This window comes from Ruegeria sp. YTSA072 (assembly GCF_059610285.1).
In genome coordinates this window covers 56003-80650 of sequence record NZ_JBXWNI010000014.1, presented here as the reverse complement: position 1 = coordinate 80650, position 24648 = coordinate 56003, and the positions used below count along the sequence as shown (strand labels likewise).

The following is a 24648-nucleotide window of genomic DNA, read 5'->3' as shown; positions in this document are numbered from 1 at the left end:
CACCCCTCCGACAAGTACAGCTGCTCCGCTAATCTGCTATCTGCCGCTACGCGTAGCCGAAACTCAACAAACTCGGTTTCTGCATATCTCTCTCAAACAGACTTCACCGCTCAAACACAGCCATCATCTGCCTGCGCAATCGCGCCAGATCCTCATCCACACTAGCGGTAGGATCGCACGCGAATGTTGGCAATGCCTCCACACGGATCGTCCCGCTGCGCGGCAAATGTTTGCCGCGTGGAAGTAGACTATCGCTGTCATGGATGACAATAGGGGTGATCGTGCGGCCGGTTTCTCGGGCGACTAAGACAGCACCCGCTTTAAAATCCCCGAGCGATTCTGTTTTGGATCGGGTGCCTTCTGGGAATAACACGATGGAACAGCGGGCAGGCATTTCCCTGACAGCCTTTATCAGCGTATCCATGGCCGTTGAGCCGGAGTCTCGGTTGATAGGGACGAGACCCGCTCCATCAAAACCAGTGCGCAGGAGTTTGCTGTTCCAGAACTCTGACTTCGCCGCGAAAGTGAACCATTTGGTGTCGGGCACCACGTGCATGAGACTGAAGCCATCGAGATGGCTACGGTGGTTGACCACGATGATGCTGTTGGTGTCGGCGGCGAGGGCATTCTTTTCCTCAGGACGCATCTCAACGCGGATGCTGAGGAGCCACAGCAGGCGTGAACATGACCGTTTCACCAGGCGCCAATACCAACCCCGAAACCCTCTGCGCCGAACGCAAAGAAGAGGGGCAAAGGCCACGAAGAGGAAATAAAACAGGCCGATAAGAACCAGTATAGCGCGCTTGATAAGGCGTATTGGCAATGGGTCAATGGCGCGAGTAGCGCGGTCTTGACCGTCAGGTGAAAGGGGCATGACGTCCTCTGATAGGGCCTGTGGCAGGTGCGTAAGCCATGAATAGAGGCCACCGGAGGTCCTCCGGCAGCGCTTTGACATGCGCCACGTGAGAAGGAAGACAGCCACCGCACACCTCTCTATCTGTCGAAGTCAATGCCAGATCAATGAGAAAAGACGACGTAGAGGAATGTATCTTGGTTGTTCAGTGTAACTTGAGTACCAACTGACCGGCCTTGGCGAAGTAAATCGGCAAACCGTCAAATGACCGAATTGAGCCCCGCAGGGGCTTCATTTGCAAGCAATGCTAAGATACCGCCAGTCCAGTCGCACTCCACGTAATCGCATTTCAGTTCCGCGATGATTTTGTGTTGCTAACATGGAGCAGGCGTTCATAGTCCATTGGGTTTCAGCGGATCATAGGCGCTCTCATCAGCTCCTTTCTCTCTATGTTTAGCTCGTCGATTCCCGCGTCTCGGTGCAGCCGATGCGACAGGTGGACCGGGTCGCGACCCGTATGTATCAACCACTTGAAGAAGCTCAGAAGTCTTGCCGTCAGATCAATTCGGCTAAAGTGCTTTGGAGCTACTGTAGTGTAGGCGCGCTCATAACGATGCGCTCCTGCTATTGATTTCGTGCATAAATTCAAATGTTCTTGCCCATAACTTTGCGCGGTATTCGCGCAAAATTATGCACGATTTGCCCAAAAGTCTGCACACTCCCCCTTTCTGTGTCTGATTACATCCTTCTGAAAGTCTCATTGAGTTCTGCTACTTGTTCAGCATCCAATAGGCGGGTTGGCAGGCCGCGCAAAGCCACTAGCAGCTTAGCCGTTTCTTCCAGCTCTTCCGCTGCACAGACCGCTGAGAAGAGATCCATTCCTGATACGACGGGACCGTGATTGGCCAGCAGAACAGCACTAAAATTCCCGCCCAGTTCACGGATCAAATCACCGGATTTTGGATCACCCGGCTTAACGTATCGAACCAGTTTAACCGTGCCTACGCGCATGACCACGTATGGTGTAAGCGGCGGAATACAGTCATTGGGATCCGTGTCTTCCAGACACGACAGTGCGGTGGCCCAGGTCGAATGCAGATGCACCACTGCACCAGCTTCCGGCCGCGTCTCATAGAAGGCTTGGTGCAGAAAGACCTCCTTGGTCGGCTTGTCTCCGGAGACGTGGTTGCCATCCAAATCAATCTTGGCAATTCGCTCGGGGTCAACATTGCCCAAAGTCGAATTCGTTGGCGTCATGAGAATCCCGTCCGGTAAACGCGCAGAGACATTGCCCGCAGTGCCAACGGAAAAGCCACGCACAAACAGCGAGGCACACAGCTCCGACATCTGCTGCCGCAGCGCCATTTCTTCAGAGCTCATTTGCCCGACTCCATCATTCTCAGCGCTTTCGCGAAAAAATCCGGAGCGCCAAAGTTTCCAGACTTCAAAGCCAACGCAATGGGTTCAGATTTCCCAACGCTAAGGACTGGCACGCCCGGGTCAATCTCTGTCCCAATTGACATAGCCGGTGACCCCAGTGCCTCAGAGACGGCCTGGGCGACAGCTCCCGACGTCTCTCCTCCGGCCACGACAAGGCGCTCATAACCCGTTTGGACAAGTTCCCGTGCAGTTTCTGCAAAGAGATTATCCAGCCTGTTCGCTACAGCTTCCTGACCAAATTGATTTTGGATCGCGCGAACATCATCCGGGCTTCCCGATGAATACGCGAGCGGGGCCTGACCCGGATGCGCTTTAAAGAAATCCAGAAGCGTTTGCGTGGTCACATCCCCGGACATGACACCCGGAACATCAATGGCGAAGGTTGGATGGGATTTCGCATGAACATCGATCTGCCCGCGGGTCGCACCTGAACAAGAACCCGCAAGGATCGCGGCAGGCCCTGCGATACCAGTGAACGCACTGCCAGCACTTTTGGATGAAGTCTCCCTCAGGAAGTTTCTTGGTAGACCCAGCGCTATACCCGATCCCCCAGTAATGAGCTTGGCATCCTTTAGAGCTTCGCCCCAGGCCAACAAATCTTCATCCGAAATCGCATCGCCAATCACAAATCGTTCGTCGGCTTTCTGCAAAGCATCAGCAATCGCCTTTGAACCTTGCTTCACAGTGTCAATTGGCACCAACCCAACCGTTTCTTCAGTCTGATACTGCAACCATCGCCTGATATTGGCATCCGTCATCGGAGTAAGAGGGTGATTTTCCATCCCAGACTCGTGCAACAACTTACCAAGCACAAAGAGATGACCGTAATAGATAGTACGCCCCGTTGTCGGAAAGGCCGGACAGAAAATCACTTTTTCCGCGCCCAGTTCGTTGGCCAGCGCTTCCGCAACGGGACCGATGTTTCCCTCCGTCGTGGAATCAAAGGTCGAACAATATTTGAAGATGAACTGCTGGCATCCTTGGTCCACGAGCCACCGCAAGGCACGCAGACTGTCTGCAACAGCTTCCTCGACCGGTGCGGTGCGGCTCTTGAGAGAGATCACGCCCGCTTCGATCTCCTCGTCGGCTGGGGTATTCGGAATACTTGGAAACTGCGCGGTTCTTAATCCACCTTTAGGCTCAACGCCCTTTGCCAAGGTGTTCGCGATATCACTCGCACCGGTAAAGTCATCGGCTATGACACCGATTTTCATAGTTCGATGTCCCTGTTTGGCCCAGGATCCAACCTATGGATATGCGGTGCCGCACCGACGGGAAAAACCTCACGCACAAGTGGATCATGGCCGGGCACGATAAGTCGAGGATGCGAGGCCAACCTCTCGAGCGTCTTAAATCCATCCATCATGTCCTGCAGGTCGACGACTATGGGAAAGGCTTTGCGCGCCATGAAATTCTCATAGTAATGCGAGGCATCAGAGGCGAGCACCATCCACCCGGCTTCCGTCCTTACGCGAACGCATTGCAACCCTCGCGAATGCCCACCAATGCAGTGCACCGTGACCCCATCTATAATCTCGGCTTCTCCATCGTAGAACACGACCTTCCCTGAATAGAGACGCTTTACGACCTCGCAAATATGGCCCGCCGTGAAAGGTGCGCGCAGATGGTCGTGGCACATGCAGGGGCCTGTGGCGAAGGCCATCTCCGCCGATTGCATATGCAACTTCGCGTTCGGGAACATATGCAGCCCACCCGCGTGGTCATAATGAAGATGGGTCACGATAACCTCGGTCACCGCTTCCGGCGAAATGCCTAAGGGCCGCAGAGCCTCGCGAGGATCCATCTCAATGGGACGACCACGGGCGGCGGCCTCATCGGAGTCGTAGCCAGTATCGACCAGAATGACTTTGTTGCCGCGTTTGAGCACCCAAACGAAGTAATCCATCGCGTGAGGCGCGCTGTGATTATCATCGATGATGAAACTATCAGCTCGCGTCCGGGCATTGCGATCCGCGTATTTCACGGCGTGGATTTCCCAATCGTTCATCGGATGACCTCGGAGTACTGGTGAACTACCTTGGTGGCGATCATATCAGCCACTGCCGTATCGAAAGCCTGAAAATGCGCGCTTTCAAGGTGGGCAGCAAACGCCGCGCCGTCATCATAGATCTCGTAAAGGAACACCGTCGCGGGATCGTCACCGAGGCAGACGTCGAATTGCCGGCAACCGGGCTCATCCCGCAAAGAGGTTGAAGCGTTTTCGACCATCAGCGGCAAGAAGGTGTCTCTCGTACCGGGTTTGAGAGTGAAAGTGACAGTGACTACAAACATCAGACAGAAAGTCCTTTCAGACGTGAGAAAGCGCGCTTTGCAACGGGCAGCTGGCTGAGGATCAGACCAATGTTGAGCACCAGCAGAATGGCCGCACCGGGTCGTGAAAAGAAGACCGAAAGATCCCCGTCCGACAAGAACAGCGACCGGCGGAAGGTTTCGTCAAACAGGCTGCCCAGAATAACCCCGATCACCAACGGCGCGATTGGGTATTTCATCAGGTTCATGAAATAGGCAACGGCGCCGACGCCAAGCATCAGGTAAAGATCATTGATGCCACCACCAACGCTGAAAGACCCAATTGTTGTCAGAACCATAACGACGGGCAAGAAGATGGTCTGCGGGATGGCGAGTATTTTGATAAAGACCCGAGCAGTGAACAGGCCCATCAAGAACATTGTCAGGGAGGCCAGCACCAAAATTGCAACCACGCGCAGAATGATCTCGGGGTCTATCGTCGGACCTGGGATCACGTTGTTAATCTTGAAAGCCCCCATCAAAGCCGCGGCGGGTGGTGAGCCGGGAATGCCCAAAACCAAAAGCGGGATTAGCGCGCCCCCAATGCAGGCGTTGTTTGCCGTTTCAGAGCACAGCAGACCTTCCAAAGAGCCTTTTCCAAACTTGTCGCCCTCGGCAGATACGGTCTTGCCGACACCGTAACTGACCCAACCGGCGACATCTTCGCCCACGCCGGGAAGCGCTCCTACCCCGGTCCCGATCACTCCTGAACGGCCAATGGTCGGCAAGTAACGTCGGATGGAGCGTAGGTTCGGAAGGATGCGACCTTTCAGGGCCAGAGCTTTCCCGGCCTCAACGTGCCTTAAACCGTCGATGATTTGGGGAATGGCGAAGGCCCCCATCAAAACCGGCACGACCTGAAACCCGCTCATCAAGTAAGACCAGCCGAAGGTATAGCGCGGCTCAGACAACAAAGGATCGAGTCCCACCATGGACATCGCAAGCCCGATCAAACCAGCGATCCATCCCTTAATCACCAGGTCTTCGCTCATCAAAGTGCCAGAAAGCAGAATGCCGAAAAGGGCCAGCAACGCTTTCTCCGGGCTTGCGATGTTCTTTGAAACCAAAAGCAGCGCCCACACGAAAATCAAAAGCGTGATGGTCCCGATAACTGTGCCAATGAAACTGGCCGTTGTGGTCAGCCCTAGTGCTTCGCCCCCTCGACCCGCTTTGGCCAGAGGGTATCCATCCATGGCTGTCGCCGCGCTGGCCGCCGTGCCCGGAATGTTCAGCAGGATTGACGGATAAGAGCCACCGTAAATCGCGCCGACATAGGCCCCGAGCAAAGCGATAAGCGAATAGTCCAATGGGATCTTGTTGCCGAAGAAACCCGTCAGGATCGTCACTGCCAGCGTTGCGGTCAGGCCGGGCAATGCGCCGAATATGATGCCCAGGAACACGGATGCGATCAAATACAGATAGGTCAGCGGGTCTACTGCCAGGCCCACGAATGCGGTCCCAAATCCAGCCAGTTGCGAAAGGATAAAGCCCATCCGGTCAATCTTTCCATAGCGGACGAAGCGTCACGTAGTAGTGGTATTCGATTTGCTCGAAGATCAGCCCGCCGCGCGCGGGCACGTTCTGTCGGAAAACAAAGGCCATCGCGCAAACCAGAATGAACGGGGCAAGTACTGCCACCAACGGAACGAATCGCAAAACGCGTTCGGAAACCGCCTTGCTCAACACCACAAGTGTGAGCGAGACCCATAAGGCCAGTGTAAACCAATCATCACTGTGTGCGTTCCAGTCCGCCTGCGCGGGAAATACAGCAAACGCAAATAGCCCGGCAGAGACAACCGCGCTACAGGCCACCAAAGCACGCCGCGCATGACCCCCGTAGTAGCCGTAAGTCAGAGCTGTAATCAGCAACCCAGAACACAGAATGAAGTCCACTCTGGGAACCAGTCCGACGACATATGCAAGAAGGATCAGGCCTATTGTAGAAGCTCGATAGGCTTCCGACTTATCCCATCCGATGCCCAAAGCACTGAGCGCGTTTTGGGCCCCACCTGAGCGGATTGAAGTCGCCAGTAAGACGAAGGACAACACAAGCAATCCACCGAAGATGAACAGCGGTACAATTGCCGCCGAGTTGTACCAATCCGAGCCACTTACACCTGCGCGGTTTTCGCCCCAAAGTGGAATGTCCGATGTCTTCCAAAGAAAAAAGACGGACACTGTTATAAGAACAATTGCTGCCCAAAAGTCGCGCGACCGCATGACCAGTGTTTCGTCAGGTTTGTCCATTGCCTGCCTCCTGAGGGAAAGGGCGCGATCAAACGCGCCCCTTCAAAATTGATCGGATTAGGGCTGCTCGATACCCAGCGAGGCCGGATCCACTGTGGCAGCGCCAAGGTCCTGCAAGGTGTAGGCAAAAGTAGCCTCGAGGTTCGCAAACAGTTCTTGAGCTTCTTCACCGTGTTGACCACCGACATCATAGTTGTTTGCAGAGGCCCATTCGGCGACGGTGTCGGAGGCAATAGCTTGCTCGAAGGCATCACCAAGCGCGGCCTTTACATCGTCCCCGGCTGAACTGTGAACTGCAAACCCGATGGCCTGTTTGAGCGGCAAATACTGATCAAGACCGTCATAGATGCCAAAGGCAGAAGGCACTGTTGCCCCTGCAATCTGCGCATCTTCGGGCGTCAGCATCGCGAGCGGCTTCAACTGACCGCCTTCGATCAGCGGAGCTTGTTCAGCCAGTGAGGTCACAACCAACGCAACTTCACCCGCTATCGCTGCTTCCTGACCTGGCGCCGAGCCTTTGTAGGGAACAAACTTGAATTCTGCGCCGGACCCTTTTTCGATGGCCAGAAGGTTCAAGTGGTGGATTGAACCTGCGCCGGAAGCCGCCGCGGGAATAGTGCCAGGAGCGGCTTTCGCAGCGTCGACCAGTTCTTCCAGCGTATTGTAAGGGCTGTCCGCCGGGACCGAGATCAGATCAGGTGATCCGCCAACAATGAACGGATACCAAAAATCAAATTTCTTATCCCAACCACCCTGCACAGCAGCGGTGACGTTCGACTCTGACAAACCAACCAATGTATAGCCATCGTCTGGTTGGTTCATGACGTAAACCATACCATTGGAGCCTGCGACACCACCTGTTTGATTGATCACATTGATCGAGACCGGAAGGTGTTTTTCCATCTCGGCCATGATCATCCGGTTGATCGTATCCGTACCTCCTCCGGCCCCCCAGACCACAGCTGTGGTGATATCACGATAGGGATAATCCTGCGCAGCAGCTGCCCCTGTAATCCCGGTCGCCATCACGGCTGCGGCCGCCAACCGCCCTAGCTTTAGTTTCATTTCCAAGTCCTCCCAAACATCTTTGCGTTTATTATTGCATTTATTTACGTATACATTAAAGAATGCATTGTCAACGTACTGTAGTGGAAGCTGCTATCGCGCTATGAATGCGAAACGGGAAGGAAACGGGCCAAGATGAAAAAAATGTACGATGTTGCGGTGTTCCACGGGGACGGGATCGGCCCGGAAATTATGGCCCCTACGCTTGAAATCCTGCGCCAGCTCTCGGGCAACAGTCCCAGCTACGAGCTGGCGTTTACAGACGCGCCGGCAGGCGCAGGCCACTACGCCAAAACAGGAGAATCGTTTCCGGCTGGGTCACTCGAAACTGCACGCAACGCCGACGCGATTCTGCTATCTGCAATGGGTTTGCCGGATGTGCGATACCCTGACGGAACCGAAATTTCACCGCAGATTGATTTGCGAAAGCAACTGGGACTTTTCGCTGGTGTGCGTCCTGTAAAAGTAAGCAGCGGACAAATGACCCCCTTGGCGCTGCCCCCCGGAAAAGAGATCGACTTTGTCTTGATACGCGAAAGCACAGAAGGGCTGTTCTTCACCCAAGGCGCTGGCGAAGTTACCGATGACGAAGCACGTGAAACTCTGCTGATCACTCGTGAGGTGTCCGAAAAACTGTTCCGGTTCGCGTTTGAACTCGCCCAGAACCGCAAAAGAACCGGGCGCGGTCGGGGTCGAGTTACATGTGTCGACAAAGCCAATGTATTCCGCGCCTTTGCGTTCTTCAGATCGATGTTTGATGCAGAAGCCGCCCACCATCCCGAATTACAGGCAGACCATGCTTATGTTGATGCTACCGCTCTGTGGATGGTTCAAAAGCCTTGGGAATTTGACGTTTTGGTCACTGAGAACATGTTCGGAGACATCCTCTCAGACCTTGGTGCGGGTCTCATGGGTGGTCTTGGACTGGCTCCGTCAGCGGATATCGGGTTGAACCACGCTGTATTCCAACCCTGCCATGGTTCCGCTCCCGACATTGCGGGACAGGGTATTGCCAACCCGTTTGCGATGATCCTGTCCGCAGCAATGATGCTTGAATGGTTGGGGTTCACCCATGATCATCCAGACCTGTCCAGCGACGGCGAACGATTGCGTGAAGCCGTGGAGAAGGTGACGGCGAACGGACAGAACCTGACCCGTGACCTAGGTGGAACGGCCGGAACGCAGGACGCAGCCTCATCGGTATTGGAAGTATTGCGGGCATGAATACTCAACAAGCCATCAGGGTCGCGTGTGTGGGTGCGGGTTATTTCAGCAAGTTCCACTACGAAAGCTGGTCCCGAATGCCCGGAGCGCTTCCGGTTGCATCCTGCAACCGTGACATCAAAAAGGCTAAAGAGACAGGACTGGCCGCTTACGATGATCTGTCAAAAATGCTGGAGGCGGAAAAACCAGATCTCGTGGACATCATCCTTCCACCTGTGGCGCAGGCCGACGCCATCCGAACGGCACTGCGCTCTGGAATAAAGTGGTTGATCTGCCAAAAGCCATTTTGCTTGTCTCTGGATGAAGCTGAGAAGATTGTTTCAGAGGCTGAAGCGATTGGGGCAACTATTGTTGTACACGAGAACTTTCGCTTCCAGCCTTGGTATCGCGCAATCAAAGAGGCGATGACCGAGGGTCGAATTGGTACACCTCTCCAAGCGACTTTCCGGCTTCGGCCCGGCGACGGACAGGGACCACGCGCCTACCTTGACCGGCAGCCGTACTTTCAGAACATGCAACGTTTCCTTGTTCACGAAACAGCGGTTCACTGGGTAGACACGTTCCGATTTTTGTTCGATACGCCCAGCGCAGTTTATGCGGACTTGCGCCAAGTTAACCCAGTTATCGCGGGCGAGGACGCAGGTTACATCCTGTTTGACCACGCCAACGGTTTAAGAACTCTGTTCGATGGCAACAGATGCCTTGACCACAGCGCCGAAAACCTGCGTCAGACCATGGGCGAAGCTCTCATCGAAGGAACGGAAGGGTCACTGATTCTTAACGGGGACGGTTCAGTTGAGCTCCGCGGTTTTGGAAAACAGGAGCGGCAGCAGATTCTACCTCCAAGCGATCATGATGGATTTGGAGGAGACTGCGTCCACGCCTTGCAAAGTCACGTCGTTTCAGGCCTTCTAAGAGGCACGCCGTTGGAGAACACGGCTCGAGACTATTTGGACGTGATCCGCATCGAAGAAAGCATCTATCTCTCGGCTGCGGAGGGACGAAAGATCAACCTGGAGACGCCGTGAAGGATCAGGACGCAAAAACTCTTTCCAATACGCAACGCGCTGTTAGGGATTTGCGCCAAATGATCCTGTCCGGCGAACTTGCGGCCGGAACTGACCATCTGGAATCGGAACTCGCCGAGACCCTTGGCATGTCCCGCACCCCGATACGGGAAGCTGCGCTGATGTTGGAAAGTAAAGGGTTGCTGGAAATGCGGCCCCGCAAAGGTGTGCGAATACTGCCCGTTTCGTCGGACGATATGCGCGAAATCTATGACATCCTAACGGAACTCGAAAGTCTCGCAGCACAGCGCGCTGCCGAAGCGGGTTATTCAAATGATGAACTGGCGGTACTTGCCGGATCAATTGCAAAGATGGACCAAGCCATCGAAGCCGAAGACCTTGAAGCCTGGGCCGAGGCCGACGAGCTGTTTCATCAGGAACTCGTTCGGTTGGGCGGCAACAAACGGGTCGAAGCGATTGTCGCCATGATGAGCGACCAGGTGCGCCGCGCACGCGCAACGACGTTGTTCATCAGGCCCCTGCCCGTCAAGTCCAATGAAGATCACCGTGTCGTTTTCCAAGCGATTAGTGAAGGTCGTCCGGATGCTGCCCGTGAACGCCATCGAGAACACAGGCTGCAAGCGCAGGCTATGCTTTGCGGGATACTCGAAAAGCATCGGCTCAACAGCCTCTGATCTTCTCGTATCCAATCGTTAATCAGCTAAAATAACTGCTTATTTTCGGCACTAAAAGCGCTCCGAATACTTGTCTGCCAAGGCAGTCCGCAGATGCGTCTGGCTGTTCTGAGTTTCTTTTTTCAAATCACTCAATCAATCACTGCATCGATTGGGGTTGATATGGTACGAATTCGTATTAAATTAGTGCGATATCGTACCATTGGAGAGTCAACATGCCAAACCGAAGACGTTTTCTCAAGATTCTAGGCGGAGGCACAATACTGGCGGCAACGGGCGCGGTCGCGTTCCTCGCTACACGCACGCCGCATGACGCGCTGGCTCCGTGGACGCCAAAACCGTATGACGACCCACGCAAAGCCGTTTTGTCCTACGCAATTCTCGCCCCCAATCCGCACAACTTGCAACCTTGGCTGGTCGAGTTGGTGGGTCAAGACAAAGTGCGCATCCACCGCGATACTGATCGCGACCTTCCGGAAACCGATCCTTACCACCGCCAGCTCTATATTGGTCTCGGCGCCTTTGTTGAGACGATGGTACTGGCAGCAAGTGCTCTCGGGTTCGATACCGAGGTCAAGTTACTGCCAGATGGGGATGACGGACCCATCGCAGAAGCAGTGTTTGTGCCGGGCGGGGCATCCGATCCACTATCAGATCAAATCCTCAAACGGCATTCGAACAAAGAACCATACACTGAACAGCGCCTCTCTGCTGATCAAGTGTCTACGCTTGGCGACTATGCAACTTTGATTGCCGATGAAGATTTGGTGGCCCGTATTCAAGATCTTACGAAACGCGCTTTTGAAATCGAAATGCGAACGCCGCAGACCCTGAAAGAATCCGTCGACCTGATGCGGATTGGCAAAGCAGAAATCAACGCCAACCCAGACGGGATTGAACTGCGTGATCCCATGCTGGAAACGCTGCGACTTACCGGCCTATTGAACAATGAGACCCTGATGAACGTTGATCACCCAGGCACTCAGTCACACATGCGAGGCTACTTCGCTATGCTAGACGCGACGCCGCAATACGCAGTCCTTACAACCGCCACAAATACGCGAAGCGATCAACTCGATGCCGGGCGTCGGTTGATGCGTTTCTACCTGAAGACAACCGAAATGGGCCTGGGCGTTCATCCGGTCAGTCAGGCCCTTCAGGAATATCCCGAGATGGCTGATGAATACGCTCTGGCTCATAAGCTTCTTGCGTCACCGGGCCACACGGTGCAAATGTTGCTGCGTTTGGGGTATGGACCCGAGCCAATTGCCACCCCCCGCTGGCCACTGGAGACACGAATTCTGAATGAAGCCTGAAGATGAGACCAACGAAGTCTACCGGTTCTTCACCGAGGTCGGGATCATCAATCAGTTGATCTCGACCAAGCTTGAAGCGTTCTTACCTGGTCGAATGACGGCGATTCAATTTGGAATTTTGGGCCATCTGGTACGGCGGCCCGAAGGTGAAACCCCACTGCAACTCTCAAACGCGTTTCAGGTGCCCAAGACTTCGATGACGCATATGCTCGCCAGCCTTGAAAATCATAACTTGATCACTCTTGAAACCAACCCAAAGGACAAGCGTTCGAAAATTGCCCGGTCAACGCCGCAAGGCGCAGAGTTCCTGAAAACTTGTATGGAGCGGATGTCGGAATCTCTGGCTCCAATTTTGTCCGAACTCGGGGCAAGTCCATTTCACAATTCGCTGCCGAATCTGACGCTCATACGCGAAGCTTTGGACAGCGAACGGGACTAGGCAAAAACTGGTGTTAGCCAGAATGTGAAGCCAAATTCTTAGAACATTATGCAATCTCGACCCCGGGGGAAGACTTGCGGGTTGATTGAGCTCATAACGCCCTGTTTCGCGAAGCTGCAGTGCCATGGCCGGGGTAGACACAGCAAAAATCAATAACGCGGTGGTCCTTACAAACACTCAGGATGCTCCTAAAACTGAATTAGAAAGGTGGGGCGGTGTCGTGTCGGGTCAATACAAAGAACAACAGAAGTCCTGACAACAGAGGCCATCACAATGCCTGGCCAGAGAGCCGGAGAACGCCAAGAATTGGCGCAATGTTGCGTGAGTTTGAAATTTCCGGCGATGCAAACCAAGGTGAAGAACTGGAGCAGCTTCTTGAATCGCAGCGAAACCCGAGGTTCCGCGTCGTGCAACAACTACCGAAGAGTCTGTTGAGTCACTACTCTCGGCGCTGCGTGTTTCTCGGCTTTGGTGCTACCAATTGCAGAGTTCGATCTGATTTACCCTAACTCACAGAAAGCCTGGTGTTGTGCCCCGAAGCGCTCAAGCTTCAGCGATCATTGTGCCCCAGCTGGAAAAGCCACTCTCTGTCTCACAGATGATCGTCTCCGCCCCGGTTACCGCATCGTTCCCAAAGTAGCACTCTGCAAACGCACCAGTGCCAACAAATGATAGGGTCAGGGCAACAAGGCCCAAAGCTGCAATCCTCTTCATGATACTCACTCCTTTAGATAAGCGTCATGTGGGAGTTGTTTTTTGCTGAAAGTACTTTGCTTTGATTAAGTATTCTTAATTTTAGACTGCCAGACGAGTTGTCTCTTCAGAAAGCAGCCTACTCTGAATGCTCGCTCAGAAAAGACAGGTTCAGCATCTAAAAAGAAGAAACAGCACGTCCGCATTCAGGAACTGACAGAAGAAGAAATACCGGCGTTGCAGACTTATTAGAAGATCACAGCCCTCGCTTGAGAGACCTTCAGTAGAAGCCAATCTCGCTGACATCTACGCGGGCCTCGTGATCGCGCCCGTAGGCTACAACTCCAACTGAGGTGATCTCGTCAGCGACGGGAATAGCGCGTAACATGGCACCTGAAGCCTTGAAGTCTGACAGAGGCAAAGTGACTTCGGTCCATTCTTCAGAAGTTGCAAACCCGGCCTGATAGTATTGCCACGGAAGCACCGTGCCACGTGTCCTGAGGTGGACGAAGTATTGCTCGCCGTTACCCCGGACCAAGAACCTGACACCCGAAACACTCGAATCTGGCCGATCAGGCAACTTGCGTCGAAACTGGATGAAGCCACCGTTGTTTTTTGTACTGACGGATCCGGTCAACCGCGCGAATGCAACATCACCGTCTGAACGAAACTGCACCTGCCCTGAGGAAACTCCTCCCATAACGGTGTCGGCAACGTAGTCCCAACGCGTCTCCGGAGACTCGGAGAAGTCTTCAGTAAGACTTCCGTCAGCCTGTGCCATTGTAGATCCGATGATAAATAGACCTGAAACAAGCCCAACGAAGTTGCCATGCATATTGTTCTTCCTCAGTTCAATATCGCAATGGAAAGGTTAAGCGCCGTGGCAAATGCGACCCATGCTAAATACGGCAGGAAGGCCAGTGCAGAGACTCGATCAGTGTGCCTGACTTCAGCGATGAACACGACGATGACAGCCAGCAACGCGACAATGACCAGAAGGGCCAACCACGGCATTTGCAGTACGAAAAAGGTTGGGGACCATAAAAAGTTCAGACCCATCTGCGCCCACCAGAACTTCATGGTGGTGGAGCTTCGGTCTGCTTCGAATTGGCGCCAACCCGCCATGGCGATCAACACATAAAGCACCGTCCAGACCGGGCCAAATACCCAATTTGGTGGATTGAAAGCCGGTTTAGAAAGCTGCGCATACCAATTGCCAGGTGCGGTCAGTGTCCCGATCAGGACGCCGCCTCCCAACATGAGCGTAAGAAATGCTATGCGGATCACCAAGTTCGACATTTCGGGACTGCTTTCAGCAATCTTTGGTAGTGACGTTGACGACCGCTTCGGAAGAGAAGGTCGTAGTACTGGTCTCTCCCTCATCAGTATAAGACACCGTAGCGCCTTCGATCTCCGACCCTGTTACGGTGATTTCGCGTTGCCCGATGGTGTCGTCTACATCGATGGTAAAGGCGAGTTTGTCCCCGGCTGGAAGGGAGGCGATCTCAAGTTCAATTGAATCTTGCCCGTCCACGACCGCTGGAATTTGCCGCAGAGCATCCGCACCCTCTACGAATTCGAGAGGTTGGAATACCTCTACGCCCGCACCTTTTTCGGTAACGTCGAAAATCAATCGTCCGGCAGATTGCGACAAGTCGATTTTGAGAGTCGAGGCATCTACTTTGCAAGCTCCGACATTTGTCAGAACAAAACGGTCCTTGGGTGCGCCTTCTATGAAGCGAATTTGTACACCAGCTTGAAGCGAAGTAGCTGCAAGCAATCCAAGGGTCGCGGCAAGAATACTCTTCGAGAGCATATTTATCTCCTTTCTAAAAGGTTCTTGATAGATACGCTTCGGCGGGATTCTTGGATCAGACTTACGCCCTTTGACTATCGTGGCTCAGCCGAAAGGAGTCTTCAAAGTTCCATGCACCGTAGTCAGAACGGTTAAGTTAAAACATGCCATTGTCATTCGCGCTGTTTGCTGGAATTTCCTGAAGAACATCCCAGTGCTCGACAACCTTACCATCAGCATCCAGGCGAAAAATATCGATCCCTGCGTACTCGAGACCATCGGGCCAGATTTGGTGGCAATGCAGAATAACGTGATCGTCTTCAGCAAAGGCACGTTTGATGTCCACTCGCTTTCCCGGGTATTCGGCGGCCATGCGCTCGAAGTACTCGACAAAAGCTTGCTTGCCGTCGGCAACATGTGGGTTGTGCTGCGAATAGGTTTCACCAACAAAGGTCGCTATGGCCTCGGCAGGTCGACACTCGTTGAACATCATTTCGTAGAAAGCGATGACGTTTTTTTTGTTTGTTTCGAGGTCCGGCATGCTGATCTCCAAGTCGACGTTTGCACCTCCCGAAAATGTTGACCTGCGTAGTTCTAGGAAGCAACCCCGGCAAGGATCTCAATCCCTAATCGACAAGAAGTTACGAGCTTGATTTTGCGTTCCATCTATTTCGCGGGTTAGCCACCTACTCGGTTTCTTCGAAGTCAATATGAATATGATTCCCATCAGGATCCGCCACGTGAATTTGGACCATTCGAGCCCCCGGGACGTCAGTTTTGCGGTACTGGATTTGACTCGAGATCAGTTTTTCTTCGAATGCGCTCAGCCCCGTGGCTGAGAGCGCAAAGTGCTCGAGCTTGAGTTTCACTTCGGAGCCGACATTTGGCGTGCCTTCGTGACCCACAAGGTGAACCACGGCGTGATCACCCGCATACAACCAAGCCCCGGAAAACGGAAAATCAGGGCGGGCCCCAGGTTTCAAACCCAGGACCTCTTCATACCAAGTAGCCATTTCAGACAACTTAGTTGTTACGATATTCACATGATCTAGCCGCTCAATTCTCATCTAAAAACCCTCAAGCACGAGCTTTCCTTTGGCCTTGCCACTTTCGAGGATAGCATGCGCTTTCATTAAGTTTGCAGCATTGATTGTACCAAGTGTATCGGTTGCTGTGGATCTAATCTTTCCATCGTCTATCAACTCGGCAACCTGATTCAGGATTTCGCTTTGACGGTTCATATCTCCAGTCCCAAAAAGCGACCGAGTGTACATGAACTCCCAATGCAATGAGATCGATTTGGGTTTGAATGGCGCGATGTCAAAGGTCTCAGGATCATCGATCAACCCAAAGCGACCTTGGGGTGTCATCGCCTCTCCGGCTTGAGACGCATAAAGCTGGGAATGGTTTGTCGAATAAATGAAATCCACGCTGTCGATACCGAGAGCCTCGAGTTGTGCGCCAAAAGGTTCCGCATGGTTGATGACATGGTGTGCGCCAAGCTCTTGAACCCAGTCTTGTGTTTCGGGCCGGGAAGCCGTCGCTATCACTGTCAATTCAGTGAGAGCCCGGGCCAATTGAATGGTGATTGACCCGACACCGCCTGCGCCACCTATAACCAGCAACGTTTTTGTCCCGCCGGGAATGGCATCTTGGACTCGCAAGCGGTCGAACAGCATCTCATAAGCAGTGAGCGTCGTAAGCGGCATCGCCGCAGCCGCTGATGCAGGTATGGATTTTGGAGCAGCCCCCACGATGCGCTCATCCACAAGATGGTATTCGGCATTGGTTCCAGGCCGATTGATCGCCCCGGCATACCAAACGGTGTCTCCCGGCTTGAAAGTCTCGACCTCTTTGCCAACGGCTTCGACGATCCCTACGGCGTCCCACCCTAGAATGTCAGGTGCCGGACCCACAGGAGCACGCCGTTGCCGAATTTTTGTGTCGACCGGGTTCACCGAAACGGCTTGCACTTCGACAAGCAAATCATGACCTGAAGGGGTGGGTTTGTCTGCTTCGAATTCGATCAATGCATCCGCCTGATCAATTGGCCCGGCCGTACGAAATCCAACGGCTTTCATGGCGTGCTCCTCGTTCTGGTTCAAAATCAACCGATGACGGTCATCTCATTCAATGTGAATTCGGCGACCGCTCCGTCTGTCGCCGCCATGTATGCAGCCAGATGTGGGGCCCCCATATGAGTCTGCCAAAGCTCTCGGCTTTCCCAGTTTTCGTAGAAAAAGAAATGAGTCGGGTTATCGTTGTCTTGGTGCAGGTCGTAGTTGATGCAACCTTTTTCAGACCGGGTGATGTCGATGAGCTTGGTGAGTTCTGCTTTGACAAGGTCGATCTTGCCGGGGTTGGCTTTGATGTTGGCGACAATGGTCAGCTTGGCCATCAGGTCGTTCCTTTGCTGTTTCGTTGGTGTCGTAGATTTACGCCGCCGTCAAAACGGGATAAACGGCCATTCATCGGAAGTATAATCCGGAAATACCGACTAATGCTACTCGACAACCTCCGCCTCTTCCTGACCATTGCCGAGAAAGGCAGCCTTGTCGCGGCGGCCCGAGAGACAGGTTTATCGAGCACAACTGTCTCCGAACGGCTCGCTGCGCTGGAATCACACTACGGTGTGGTATTGTTCAACCGAACGACACGCTCAATCAGTTTGACCGAAGAGGGTCGGGTCCTGATCAATGGCGCCAAGAGCATTCTCAGTGAAGTCACCGACCTCGACACCCGCATTCGCCTCGGCGCCGAAACCCTTTCTGGCCTGATCCGCGTCAGTGCGCCTATTGATTTAGGTCGTGGTGTTGTCTCTGACGTGATCTCTGAATTCACCGAAGAGAACCCGGCTGTGTCATTAGAACTGTCGCTATCCGATGGCTATGTCGATCTCGTGGGTCAGGGTTTTGACTTGGCTGTTCGGTTTGGGGACATCACCGACAGCTCACTCCGAATACGCAACCTTGGAAGCTACCAGCGTTTCGTCTGCGCAGCACCCAGCTATCTGGCGACATATGGAGCACCAGAACTGCCCGAAGACCTCGCAAGTCATAACTGCCTGGTTATGCGTTTCGGTGGTTCGCTCGACAACGTTTGGGAGTTTGTCGCAGGCCGAGAGCGCCAGCTTGTTCCAGTCAAAGGAAACCGAATTGTAAATGATGGCTCGCTTATCCGCAGTTGGGCTCTGGCAGGCCATGGCATTGTGTTGAAATCGGAACTGGATGTTGGCGATGATGTCAGAGCCGGAAAGCTTGTGGCCCTGTTAGGCGACTTCATCCCACCACCCAAGCCGCTACAAATGATGTTTCCACCCGGCCGAGCCCAACCTCGCCGAGTGGCGGAGTTCGCGCAGTATCTACGCCGGAAAATGGGTGCGATCTGACCCAAACGGGAACAGGTAGCTGCGAACCGTTCCAAGAGGACAATTCTTCAGCGCTCAGTTTCAAGATCACTCAACGACCCACCACTTTTTTGGAAGTCGCGCCAGACCCACACCATTCGATCCACAAACCACATTTTACCACCTGAGATCATAACGATTCCAAGGCAGATGAACCCGATATCGAACTTCCACAATATCTGTAGGCGCGTGCATATCGCTGCGCGCCCAACACTGATTTCATTCAGAAAATTACGGATTCTGCGCCCATAACCTTGCGCGAGATTTGCGCATAAGTTTGCATTTTTTGCCCGTAAGTTTGCGCGGCGCGTAGAATTCGTTCAATTAATAGTAGTCCTCGCATAACTCAATCGACTTTCGACGCTCATCCACAATCAAGAGTGCACTCTGGCCGGAAAAACCCAACCCTAGTCAGTGGGAAACAGTTCTAAGGCAATTGTGAGAGACTAGTTGGCCAAGACAACGTCGAGCGCCTTGTCTGAGCTGATCTTATTTTCCTAGCAAGTACCGCATACTCATTATCGGGCATCCGAAAATGGTGGCGCCGAGATCGGTTGCCTGCCATTGAAGCTCAAGCTTCGGTTTGAGATCAATGCCAACTGATCAGTCGAGACACGGATTCACTTGCGGCGCTGCGGCGTATCTCGCCCGAAGCGCTGGTTGAAGTAGGACAATCTGGATGGAAGCAATAACTATTCCTACGCGGGCGATTTCGCTGTCCGCGCGCTCGTGCAGGATCCGGCGGCCAAATTCAAATCGCGGACATTAGCATTCGGGCCAAGTCGTCAGGCCTATCGATCATCACGTAGTGCCCGAATGGCACCGAAATCGCTGTCCACCCCGACTGATGCTGGTATCGCTCAAAAAACGGTTGGCCAAGCCCTGGGACCCAGCCGGTGGCATAGATGTAGGTCCGCTTTACCACCTCGGCTCCGCCGCTCACCAGTTGCATCGGTTGCTCAAATGTCTTGAGTGGTTGCGCAACATTTCGGCGGTCCACCCACGCACAGTCTGCTCCATTCACCGAAAAAGCCTCCGCTGGGCCCGGCGCGACTTTACCATCGGCGGCACTATCACGAAGCCCTGCCGCGATATCCGCAGGCAAAACATCCAAGGCCGCCTGCCCATCGCCCGGTACGAGCGCATCGAGGTACACAAGTGAGCGAAGGTGGCCGGGCGCTCTATCCGCCACTCCGGTGACAACCATGCCGCCATAGCTATGACCGCACAAAACAATGTCAGAGAGTTCTTCGCACTTGATTACCCCTAGGACATCTTCGATATGCATGGCCAGATCGGTTTCGTCACTCACGAGGTGAGCACGTTCACCCAATCCTGTCAGTGTCGGGGTGAAAACGTCGTGGCCGTCCCTGCGCAGAAGGGCGGCTACGCGAGCCCAGCACCATCCCCCTTGCCACGCTCCGTGGACCAATACAAATGTCGCCATAACCCGCCCAACTCTGTCGATACTGCAATGACAGTAGATTCAACAGGGCCGCCTCGTCCACAGGATCGTTTGGACGTTCAGCGTCAATCCCCTGCATATACACACAGCTCTCGAACCCTCCAATCAAATGGCCACACTAAAATCATAAATTACGATTTGATTATACATTATGTATGAGTATCCTTCCACATAGAGACAGCATATAGCGCGAAGCCGCAGGAGGTATTGGTGGGTCACGTTAAGTCGTTAGTCGCGATTTCGCTAACTGCATTGGTAACAATATTCCCCAACCCAAGTGTCGCAAACGAGATATCAGAGCAGATTGCTTCTCTACTCGGTGCCAAGTTGGACGTGAGTAGCACGCTACCTGACAGAAAGAGCTTGGATGCTGAAATCCTAGTGCCGCGTTTCTACGAAGAGAGGGGCTTCACTCCTGCGTGGACACGCGATGAATTGGCAGACGAACTCTTTGATGAGTTGGATAGTGCTATAGAACAGGGCTTCAGACCGGAAGATTTTGACTTAGCGGAGCTTCAAGCCGCATTTAAGGCCGCCCAAACTGGCGATATTTCTAATCAAGCATTGTTCGATATTCTGGCAACGGACGCTGCGGTGAAACTGGTTCATCATTTGGTGTTTGGGAAAGTCGACCCAAATGCACTGGACGATGATTGGAACTTCTCAAAACCGGTAATTCAACAAGACCCAGCCGTTGCCCTGAATCAGTTTCTTCAAGGTGAAGGTTTTAGCGCGTTAATCGAACGCATCGATATCGACAATGCGCAGTATACGATGCTTGTCGAAGCACTGAGTAAGTATAGGGCCATTGCTTTACAGGGCGGTTGGACCAATGTTCCGGATGAAACCGTTCTTAAACCAGAGATGGTGGACCCTGCTGTCGCTAAGCTGCGCGAAAGGCTGGCGGCAGAAGGCTTCGTTGAAACAAGCGGTTCTTCTGAAGATGGTGAAAACGGCATAAACACAGCTTGGGTTTACGACGATAACTTGGTGAAATTAGTCAAATCTTTTCAGAGTCGGCATGGATTAGAAGCCGATGGGGTCATTGGCGGTAAGACGTTCGCATCGCTAAACAAACCGGTGGAAGATCGAATTAACAAGCTGCGTCTCAGCTTGGAACGTGGCCGCTGGCTTATGCGGGAAGTCGACGACGAATTCGTGCTGGTGAACATTGCAGGAGCCCGCACATATTTGGTCACATCGGATGGCACGCTTTGGACCACTAGATCAATCACAGGGTCAGCCTATCGAAAGACCCCAGTGTTCCGAGACGAAATCAAGTATATGGAATTCAATCCCACCTGGACCGTTCCCGCCTCGATTTTTCGTAAAGACAAACTTTCGCGCATCCGCAAGGATCCTACCTATCTGACACGCAACAACTATGTCGTTCGGAACAAGGATGGCCAGACAATCCCCGCAAACGCTGTAAACTGGGGGGCGAAGAACCCCGGCGTGACCCTGGTTCAGCAACCGGGCCCAGACAATGCGCTGGGTTTGGTTAAGTTCATGTTTCCAAACAAATACGCTGTATACTTGCACGACACAAACGACAAAACCCTTTTTGACCGAAACGAGAGAAATCTCAGTTCCGGCTGCGTTCGCCTTGAGTATCCGTTCGAGTTCGCGAGCCTTCTGATGGAGGGAGAGCCAGATTGGAGCCGGCAGAAGATGCAGTCCATTTTGGATAGCGGAAAGACAACGCGCGTTGATCTACCTGAGCCAATGCCAGTTCTTTTGACATATTGGACAGCGTGGGTCGAAGACGGGGTCGTTCATTTCCGCGAGGACCCATACGAACGGGATGCTCGTATCCTGGCGGCTTTGGACCGATGAGCACGAAATGCGCGGCGCGCGCGAATCGAATTATGTGCCCATCTAGTCCAGCAGATTGGCGAACGCCGAATTGAAGATAGACAAAACGGCGTAGGCGACGACAGGGGGATGCATGAGGACTTGGCTGTTTAGAACAATTGGGATTGTCGTATCACTTGTGTTTGCAACAATCGCATTTGTTTGGTTGCTACTTGCTGCGCCGCTATTCTCGGAGATGCGACGTGACCTGGTCGAAAAAGTCCTTTCTGAACAAATCGGACAACCGATTGTGGTCAACGACGATGTAAGTGTCGCGCTTGGACGCATCACCCACATTTACGTCGGTGGTGTGGTTATCCCGAGCCAATCAATGCCGGAAACATCTCTTGCAGAATTGAACCTTCTGGAACTGGAATTGGATGTTGCCGCTTTGGCCAATCGTCGTCTGCACTTTGACAACCTCGTCGTTGACGGTCTCCAGGCGAATTTCCTTACAGCTGCTGACGGCACTACAAGTTGGCGAAAAGGCCGACCGACGCCAAAACCTGAACCCGAAAACGCCACGGAAGAGGGCAATCAAGAGGCTATAGCTGAGACAGGCGGGTCCAATGAGGGCGACCCAGAAGGTAGCGGGATTCTCTCATTCCTGAGCGACAAGAATGTAACTTTCACATCCATTGGGTTGAATATTGATGATCAAACCTCTGGCTTTTCGTTCGTGTTTGAACTCCAGTCTCTAGCTCTGGAACAGGTAGACAAAGGGCAAAGAACAAAGGTCTCAGGGACAGGCTCCGTCAACGGTCAAAGTTTCGAAATTGAGGGTGACTATCCTCATAGTGCACCGTTTACGACGCGTGCCAATTTTGGCGAAATGACGGTAAGCTACGACGGCGAACCATTTTCGGAAAGCGATGGAGGCGGCTATCGTGCCACCTTGCAGATGGACACTGGTGAGTTCGGTGACTTTCTTGAAGTCATTGGGCTGGAGCGAGTTCTGGAAGGGAATGGCCAGTTGCAAGCAGAGCTTGTTTCTCAGGATGCTCTGAAAATCGAGACCTTTACGACCACCGTAAACCTTGAGGACGGACAGCAACTTACTGCTGAAGGGTCGATAGAAGACTTCTACACAGCTCGGGGCGTTGATCTGTTATTCGACGCGCGGCTTTATCCTGAGGGGCAGCCGCCGAACGCAGCAAAGAGTTTCCAGGAGCTGAAGTTTACAGCCTTTGAAATGCACATGGTGGGCTCACTTGCGTCTTTCGAGTTCGAGAAACTTCTGTTCCAAACTAACGCATTTGACCAAGGCCTGGACGTAATCGGGCCAGCCTCTATTGAACGCATTCGCCGCATGCCCGATGGTCGGCTTGCGATGCTGGGCATCGCCTTACAGGCTGGACCCGTCGAGGACCCAATTCTGAAGGCCGACGGCGAAATTCTCGACCTGCTTCAGCTTCAGGACGTGACCTTCGATGGCACACTCAACGGGCCGGCCAAGTTGATTTTGCCAAATATGGACGAAGATTTTGTCGATCAGCTCGGTGGCATAAATGCCGACTTCAGCTTGTCCAATGAAGGAGGGCCTGTTTCGCTCAACAGGTTTAATGCAACCACCTATGGCACAGATATTTGGGCGCTTGACCTCGCGCTATCGGTCAGCGAATTGAAAGGGCTGTCAGGCCTTGATTTTAACGTGGAACTGGATGTCAGCGACGGAGCTAGTTTTCTGACTGCGCTTAAATTGCAACCTGTCGAGATTGGCGCACTTGCCGTCGATGCAGTGACGTCGAAGCAGGGCGAGGACTTCACTGCCTCAATCGAGTTTGAAGCCGGTTCGTCACACCTTCTGGCCGCTTTGGATGCAAAATTTCCCGAGGGCGCTTCTGTAATTCGCGGAAACGTTGCGAGTAAAAGGCTCGATTTAAACGATCTAAAAAACCTGACCGCTACGCTGGACCAGCTTAAAAGCTTGGTAGGCGACGCTTCAAAAGATCCTGAAACCGACGTACAGCCCTTGGTTCTACCGAAGGAAACCAACGTACAGCCCCTGGTTTTACCAAAGGAGAAAGGAAAGCCAGCCGATCTTCTGGATGTGCAGCGCGTACTGAGAGAGGCTGACGTTCAGGTACAGATCGACTTTAAGGAGATTGTTGGCCAACAAGGCGTAACTTCTGTTTCCAGCCAATTGTCTGCAAAAGAAGCGATCGTAGATTTTGGCCCGCTCCAGATGGCATATGGCGGTGGAAACTTCAGCCTAAGGGCAGTGATGAATCTGATTGACTCACCTGATTGGCTCTCCTTGTCGGGGTCAACTTCAGGATGGGAATTCGGAGAGATTCTCGATGAACTGGGTATCGGGATAGATGCCTATGGACGTTTGAGTGGTGAATTTAACGTTTCGGGCAGTACCGCGTCTGGCAAAGCGTTTGTGAATTCCATGCGCGGCAATGCTTCTTTGTCGATGTCACAAGGCTATGTCAGCACCAGCCTTCTGGAGTTGGCAGGCCTTGGTATTTTCCCTTGGCTGTTCTCAGAGGAACTCCGTCAAGGTTACACGGACATAACATGCGTTGTGGCACCAATTAACATCGAAGCCGGCCGGGTAAGCTCAGACTCCATCGTGGTTGAAACGGGTTCTGTTCAATTGGTGGCCAAGGGCCAAGTGGATTGGGTCAAAGATACTATTGCGATCAGGGCAGAACCTCGTCGAGTTGGCCAACCGCTATCACGTAGCGCGTGGCCGTTTGATGTGACTGGCCAACTTTCGTCACCGAAGTTCAAGTTGGATGTGGGTGGATCCAGAAACAAAGCTCCGGAAGGTGCTGATGCGATGCCAGCAGACAGGCAACCGTGCGTGCCAGACATGAATCAGCTTCAATAG

The 24648-nt window shown here is 53.2% G+C and carries 25 protein-coding genes; 8 read left to right on the top strand and 17 right to left on the bottom strand.

The features are described from left to right. Positions 1-103: 103 nt before the first annotated feature. The 8 genes from AC2FIB_RS19100 to AC2FIB_RS19065 form a co-directional block, all read right to left on the bottom strand. The gene (locus AC2FIB_RS19100) at positions 104-874 is read right to left on the bottom strand and encodes a lysophospholipid acyltransferase family protein (RefSeq protein ID WP_162896861.1); all 771 of its coding nucleotides are present in this window, start codon (positions 872-874) and stop codon (positions 104-106) included. Between the two features lie 717 nt (positions 875-1591). Beyond that, entirely contained in the window at positions 1592-2233 is a 642-nt protein-coding gene (gene otnC / locus AC2FIB_RS19095) for a 3-oxo-tetronate 4-phosphate decarboxylase (protein WP_496737024.1), read from the bottom strand. Further along, positions 2230-3507, bottom strand: a complete 1278-nt coding sequence (otnK, locus tag AC2FIB_RS19090) for a 3-oxo-tetronate kinase (protein WP_496737025.1) — start codon at positions 3505-3507, stop codon at positions 2230-2232. Before otnK ends, otnC begins: the two co-directional genes overlap by 4 nt. Further along, a complete protein-coding gene (locus AC2FIB_RS19085) occupies positions 3504-4301 on the bottom strand; it encodes an N-acyl homoserine lactonase family protein (RefSeq protein WP_496737027.1) in 798 nt (265 codons plus the stop codon). Before AC2FIB_RS19085 ends, otnK begins: the two co-directional genes overlap by 4 nt. Next, positions 4298-4585 (bottom strand): putative quinol monooxygenase, encoded by a 288-nt coding sequence (locus AC2FIB_RS19080; RefSeq protein WP_496737029.1) that lies wholly within the window; start codon positions 4583-4585, stop codon positions 4298-4300. The genes AC2FIB_RS19085 and AC2FIB_RS19080 overlap by 4 nt, the downstream gene beginning before the upstream one ends. Next, positions 4585-6096 carry a tripartite tricarboxylate transporter permease gene (locus AC2FIB_RS19075; RefSeq protein WP_496842616.1) on the bottom strand — a complete coding sequence of 504 codons (1512 nt, stop codon included), beginning with the start codon at positions 6094-6096 and terminating at the stop codon, positions 4585-4587. Before AC2FIB_RS19075 ends, AC2FIB_RS19080 begins: the two co-directional genes overlap by 1 nt. Positions 6097-6100: 4 nt before the next feature. Continuing rightward, positions 6101-6850, bottom strand: a complete 750-nt coding sequence (locus AC2FIB_RS19070) for a hypothetical protein (protein WP_496737032.1) — start codon at positions 6848-6850, stop codon at positions 6101-6103. Between the two features lie 57 nt (positions 6851-6907). Continuing rightward, a complete protein-coding gene (locus AC2FIB_RS19065; RefSeq protein ID WP_282121323.1) occupies positions 6908-7915 on the bottom strand; it encodes a Bug family tripartite tricarboxylate transporter substrate binding protein in 1008 nt (335 codons plus the stop codon). A gap of 135 nt (positions 7916-8050) precedes the next feature. Between AC2FIB_RS19065 and AC2FIB_RS19060 the strand changes: the two genes are divergently transcribed. The 5 genes from AC2FIB_RS19060 (at position 8051) to AC2FIB_RS19040 (ending at position 12596) form a co-directional block, all read left to right on the top strand. Then, positions 8051-9139, top strand: coding sequence for an isocitrate/isopropylmalate dehydrogenase family protein (locus AC2FIB_RS19060; RefSeq protein WP_496737034.1), 1089 nt, complete (start codon positions 8051-8053; stop codon positions 9137-9139). Then, a complete protein-coding gene (locus tag AC2FIB_RS19055) occupies positions 9136-10167 on the top strand; it encodes a Gfo/Idh/MocA family protein (protein WP_496737036.1) in 1032 nt (343 codons plus the stop codon). The genes AC2FIB_RS19060 and AC2FIB_RS19055 overlap by 4 nt, the downstream gene beginning before the upstream one ends. Further along, positions 10164-10841 carry a GntR family transcriptional regulator gene (locus AC2FIB_RS19050; RefSeq protein ID WP_496737037.1) on the top strand — a complete coding sequence of 226 codons (678 nt, stop codon included), beginning with the start codon at positions 10164-10166 and terminating at the stop codon, positions 10839-10841. The genes AC2FIB_RS19055 and AC2FIB_RS19050 overlap by 4 nt, the downstream gene beginning before the upstream one ends. Before the next feature lie 215 nt (positions 10842-11056). Next, positions 11057-12157: an Acg family FMN-binding oxidoreductase gene (locus tag AC2FIB_RS19045; RefSeq protein ID WP_496842615.1), complete on the top strand. Its 1101-nt coding sequence runs from the start codon at positions 11057-11059 to the stop codon at positions 12155-12157. Beyond that, a complete protein-coding gene (locus tag AC2FIB_RS19040) occupies positions 12147-12596 on the top strand; it encodes a MarR family winged helix-turn-helix transcriptional regulator (RefSeq protein ID WP_496842614.1) in 450 nt (149 codons plus the stop codon). The genes AC2FIB_RS19045 and AC2FIB_RS19040 overlap by 11 nt, the downstream gene beginning before the upstream one ends. 543 nt (positions 12597-13139) lie before the next feature. Here AC2FIB_RS19040 and AC2FIB_RS19035 read toward each other — a convergent pair. From AC2FIB_RS19035 to AC2FIB_RS19000, 8 genes are all read right to left on the bottom strand, one after another. Then, positions 13140-13310: a hypothetical protein gene (locus AC2FIB_RS19035; RefSeq protein WP_159453907.1), complete on the bottom strand. Its 171-nt coding sequence runs from the start codon at positions 13308-13310 to the stop codon at positions 13140-13142. A 259-nt stretch (positions 13311-13569) separates the two neighbouring features. Then, positions 13570-14124: a CIA30 family protein gene (locus AC2FIB_RS19030; RefSeq protein WP_496842613.1), complete on the bottom strand. Its 555-nt coding sequence runs from the start codon at positions 14122-14124 to the stop codon at positions 13570-13572. Between the two features lie 11 nt (positions 14125-14135). After that, positions 14136-14588: a TspO/MBR family protein gene (locus AC2FIB_RS19025; RefSeq protein ID WP_496842612.1), complete on the bottom strand. Its 453-nt coding sequence runs from the start codon at positions 14586-14588 to the stop codon at positions 14136-14138. A gap of 13 nt (positions 14589-14601) precedes the next feature. Further along, entirely contained in the window at positions 14602-15105 is a 504-nt protein-coding gene (locus AC2FIB_RS19020; RefSeq protein WP_496737043.1) for an aggregation factor core, read from the bottom strand. A 136-nt stretch (positions 15106-15241) separates the two neighbouring features. Further along, positions 15242-15625, bottom strand: coding sequence for a nuclear transport factor 2 family protein (locus tag AC2FIB_RS19015; RefSeq protein WP_496737108.1), 384 nt, complete (start codon positions 15623-15625; stop codon positions 15242-15244). A 145-nt stretch (positions 15626-15770) separates the two neighbouring features. After that, entirely contained in the window at positions 15771-16151 is a 381-nt protein-coding gene (locus AC2FIB_RS19010; RefSeq protein ID WP_496737044.1) for a VOC family protein, read from the bottom strand. Continuing rightward, the gene (locus AC2FIB_RS19005; RefSeq protein ID WP_496842611.1) at positions 16152-17165 is read right to left on the bottom strand and encodes a zinc-binding alcohol dehydrogenase family protein; all 1014 of its coding nucleotides are present in this window, start codon (positions 17163-17165) and stop codon (positions 16152-16154) included. A 26-nt stretch (positions 17166-17191) separates the two neighbouring features. Beyond that, complete coding sequence (locus tag AC2FIB_RS19000) at positions 17192-17482, bottom strand: putative quinol monooxygenase (RefSeq protein WP_496737047.1); 291 nt, start codon at positions 17480-17482, stop codon at positions 17192-17194. A 102-nt stretch (positions 17483-17584) separates the two neighbouring features. Here AC2FIB_RS19000 and AC2FIB_RS18995 point away from each other — a divergent pair, with 102 nt between their 5' ends. Further along, entirely contained in the window at positions 17585-18472 is an 888-nt protein-coding gene (locus AC2FIB_RS18995) for a LysR family transcriptional regulator (protein WP_496737049.1), read from the top strand. Positions 18473-19241: 769 nt separating this feature from the next. On the opposite strand, the gene AC2FIB_RS18990 is transcribed toward AC2FIB_RS18995, so the two are convergent. Continuing rightward, positions 19242-19937, bottom strand: a complete 696-nt coding sequence (locus tag AC2FIB_RS18990; protein WP_496737050.1) for an alpha/beta fold hydrolase — start codon at positions 19935-19937, stop codon at positions 19242-19244. A gap of 228 nt (positions 19938-20165) precedes the next feature. Here AC2FIB_RS18990 and AC2FIB_RS18985 point away from each other — a divergent pair, with 228 nt between their 5' ends. Both AC2FIB_RS18985 and AC2FIB_RS18980 read left to right on the top strand, forming a co-directional pair. Beyond that, positions 20166-21791 carry a L,D-transpeptidase family protein gene (locus AC2FIB_RS18985; RefSeq protein ID WP_496737052.1) on the top strand — a complete coding sequence of 542 codons (1626 nt, stop codon included), beginning with the start codon at positions 20166-20168 and terminating at the stop codon, positions 21789-21791. Between the two features lie 112 nt (positions 21792-21903). Further along, positions 21904-24648, top strand: coding sequence for an AsmA family protein (locus AC2FIB_RS18980; RefSeq protein WP_496842610.1), 2745 nt, complete (start codon positions 21904-21906; stop codon positions 24646-24648).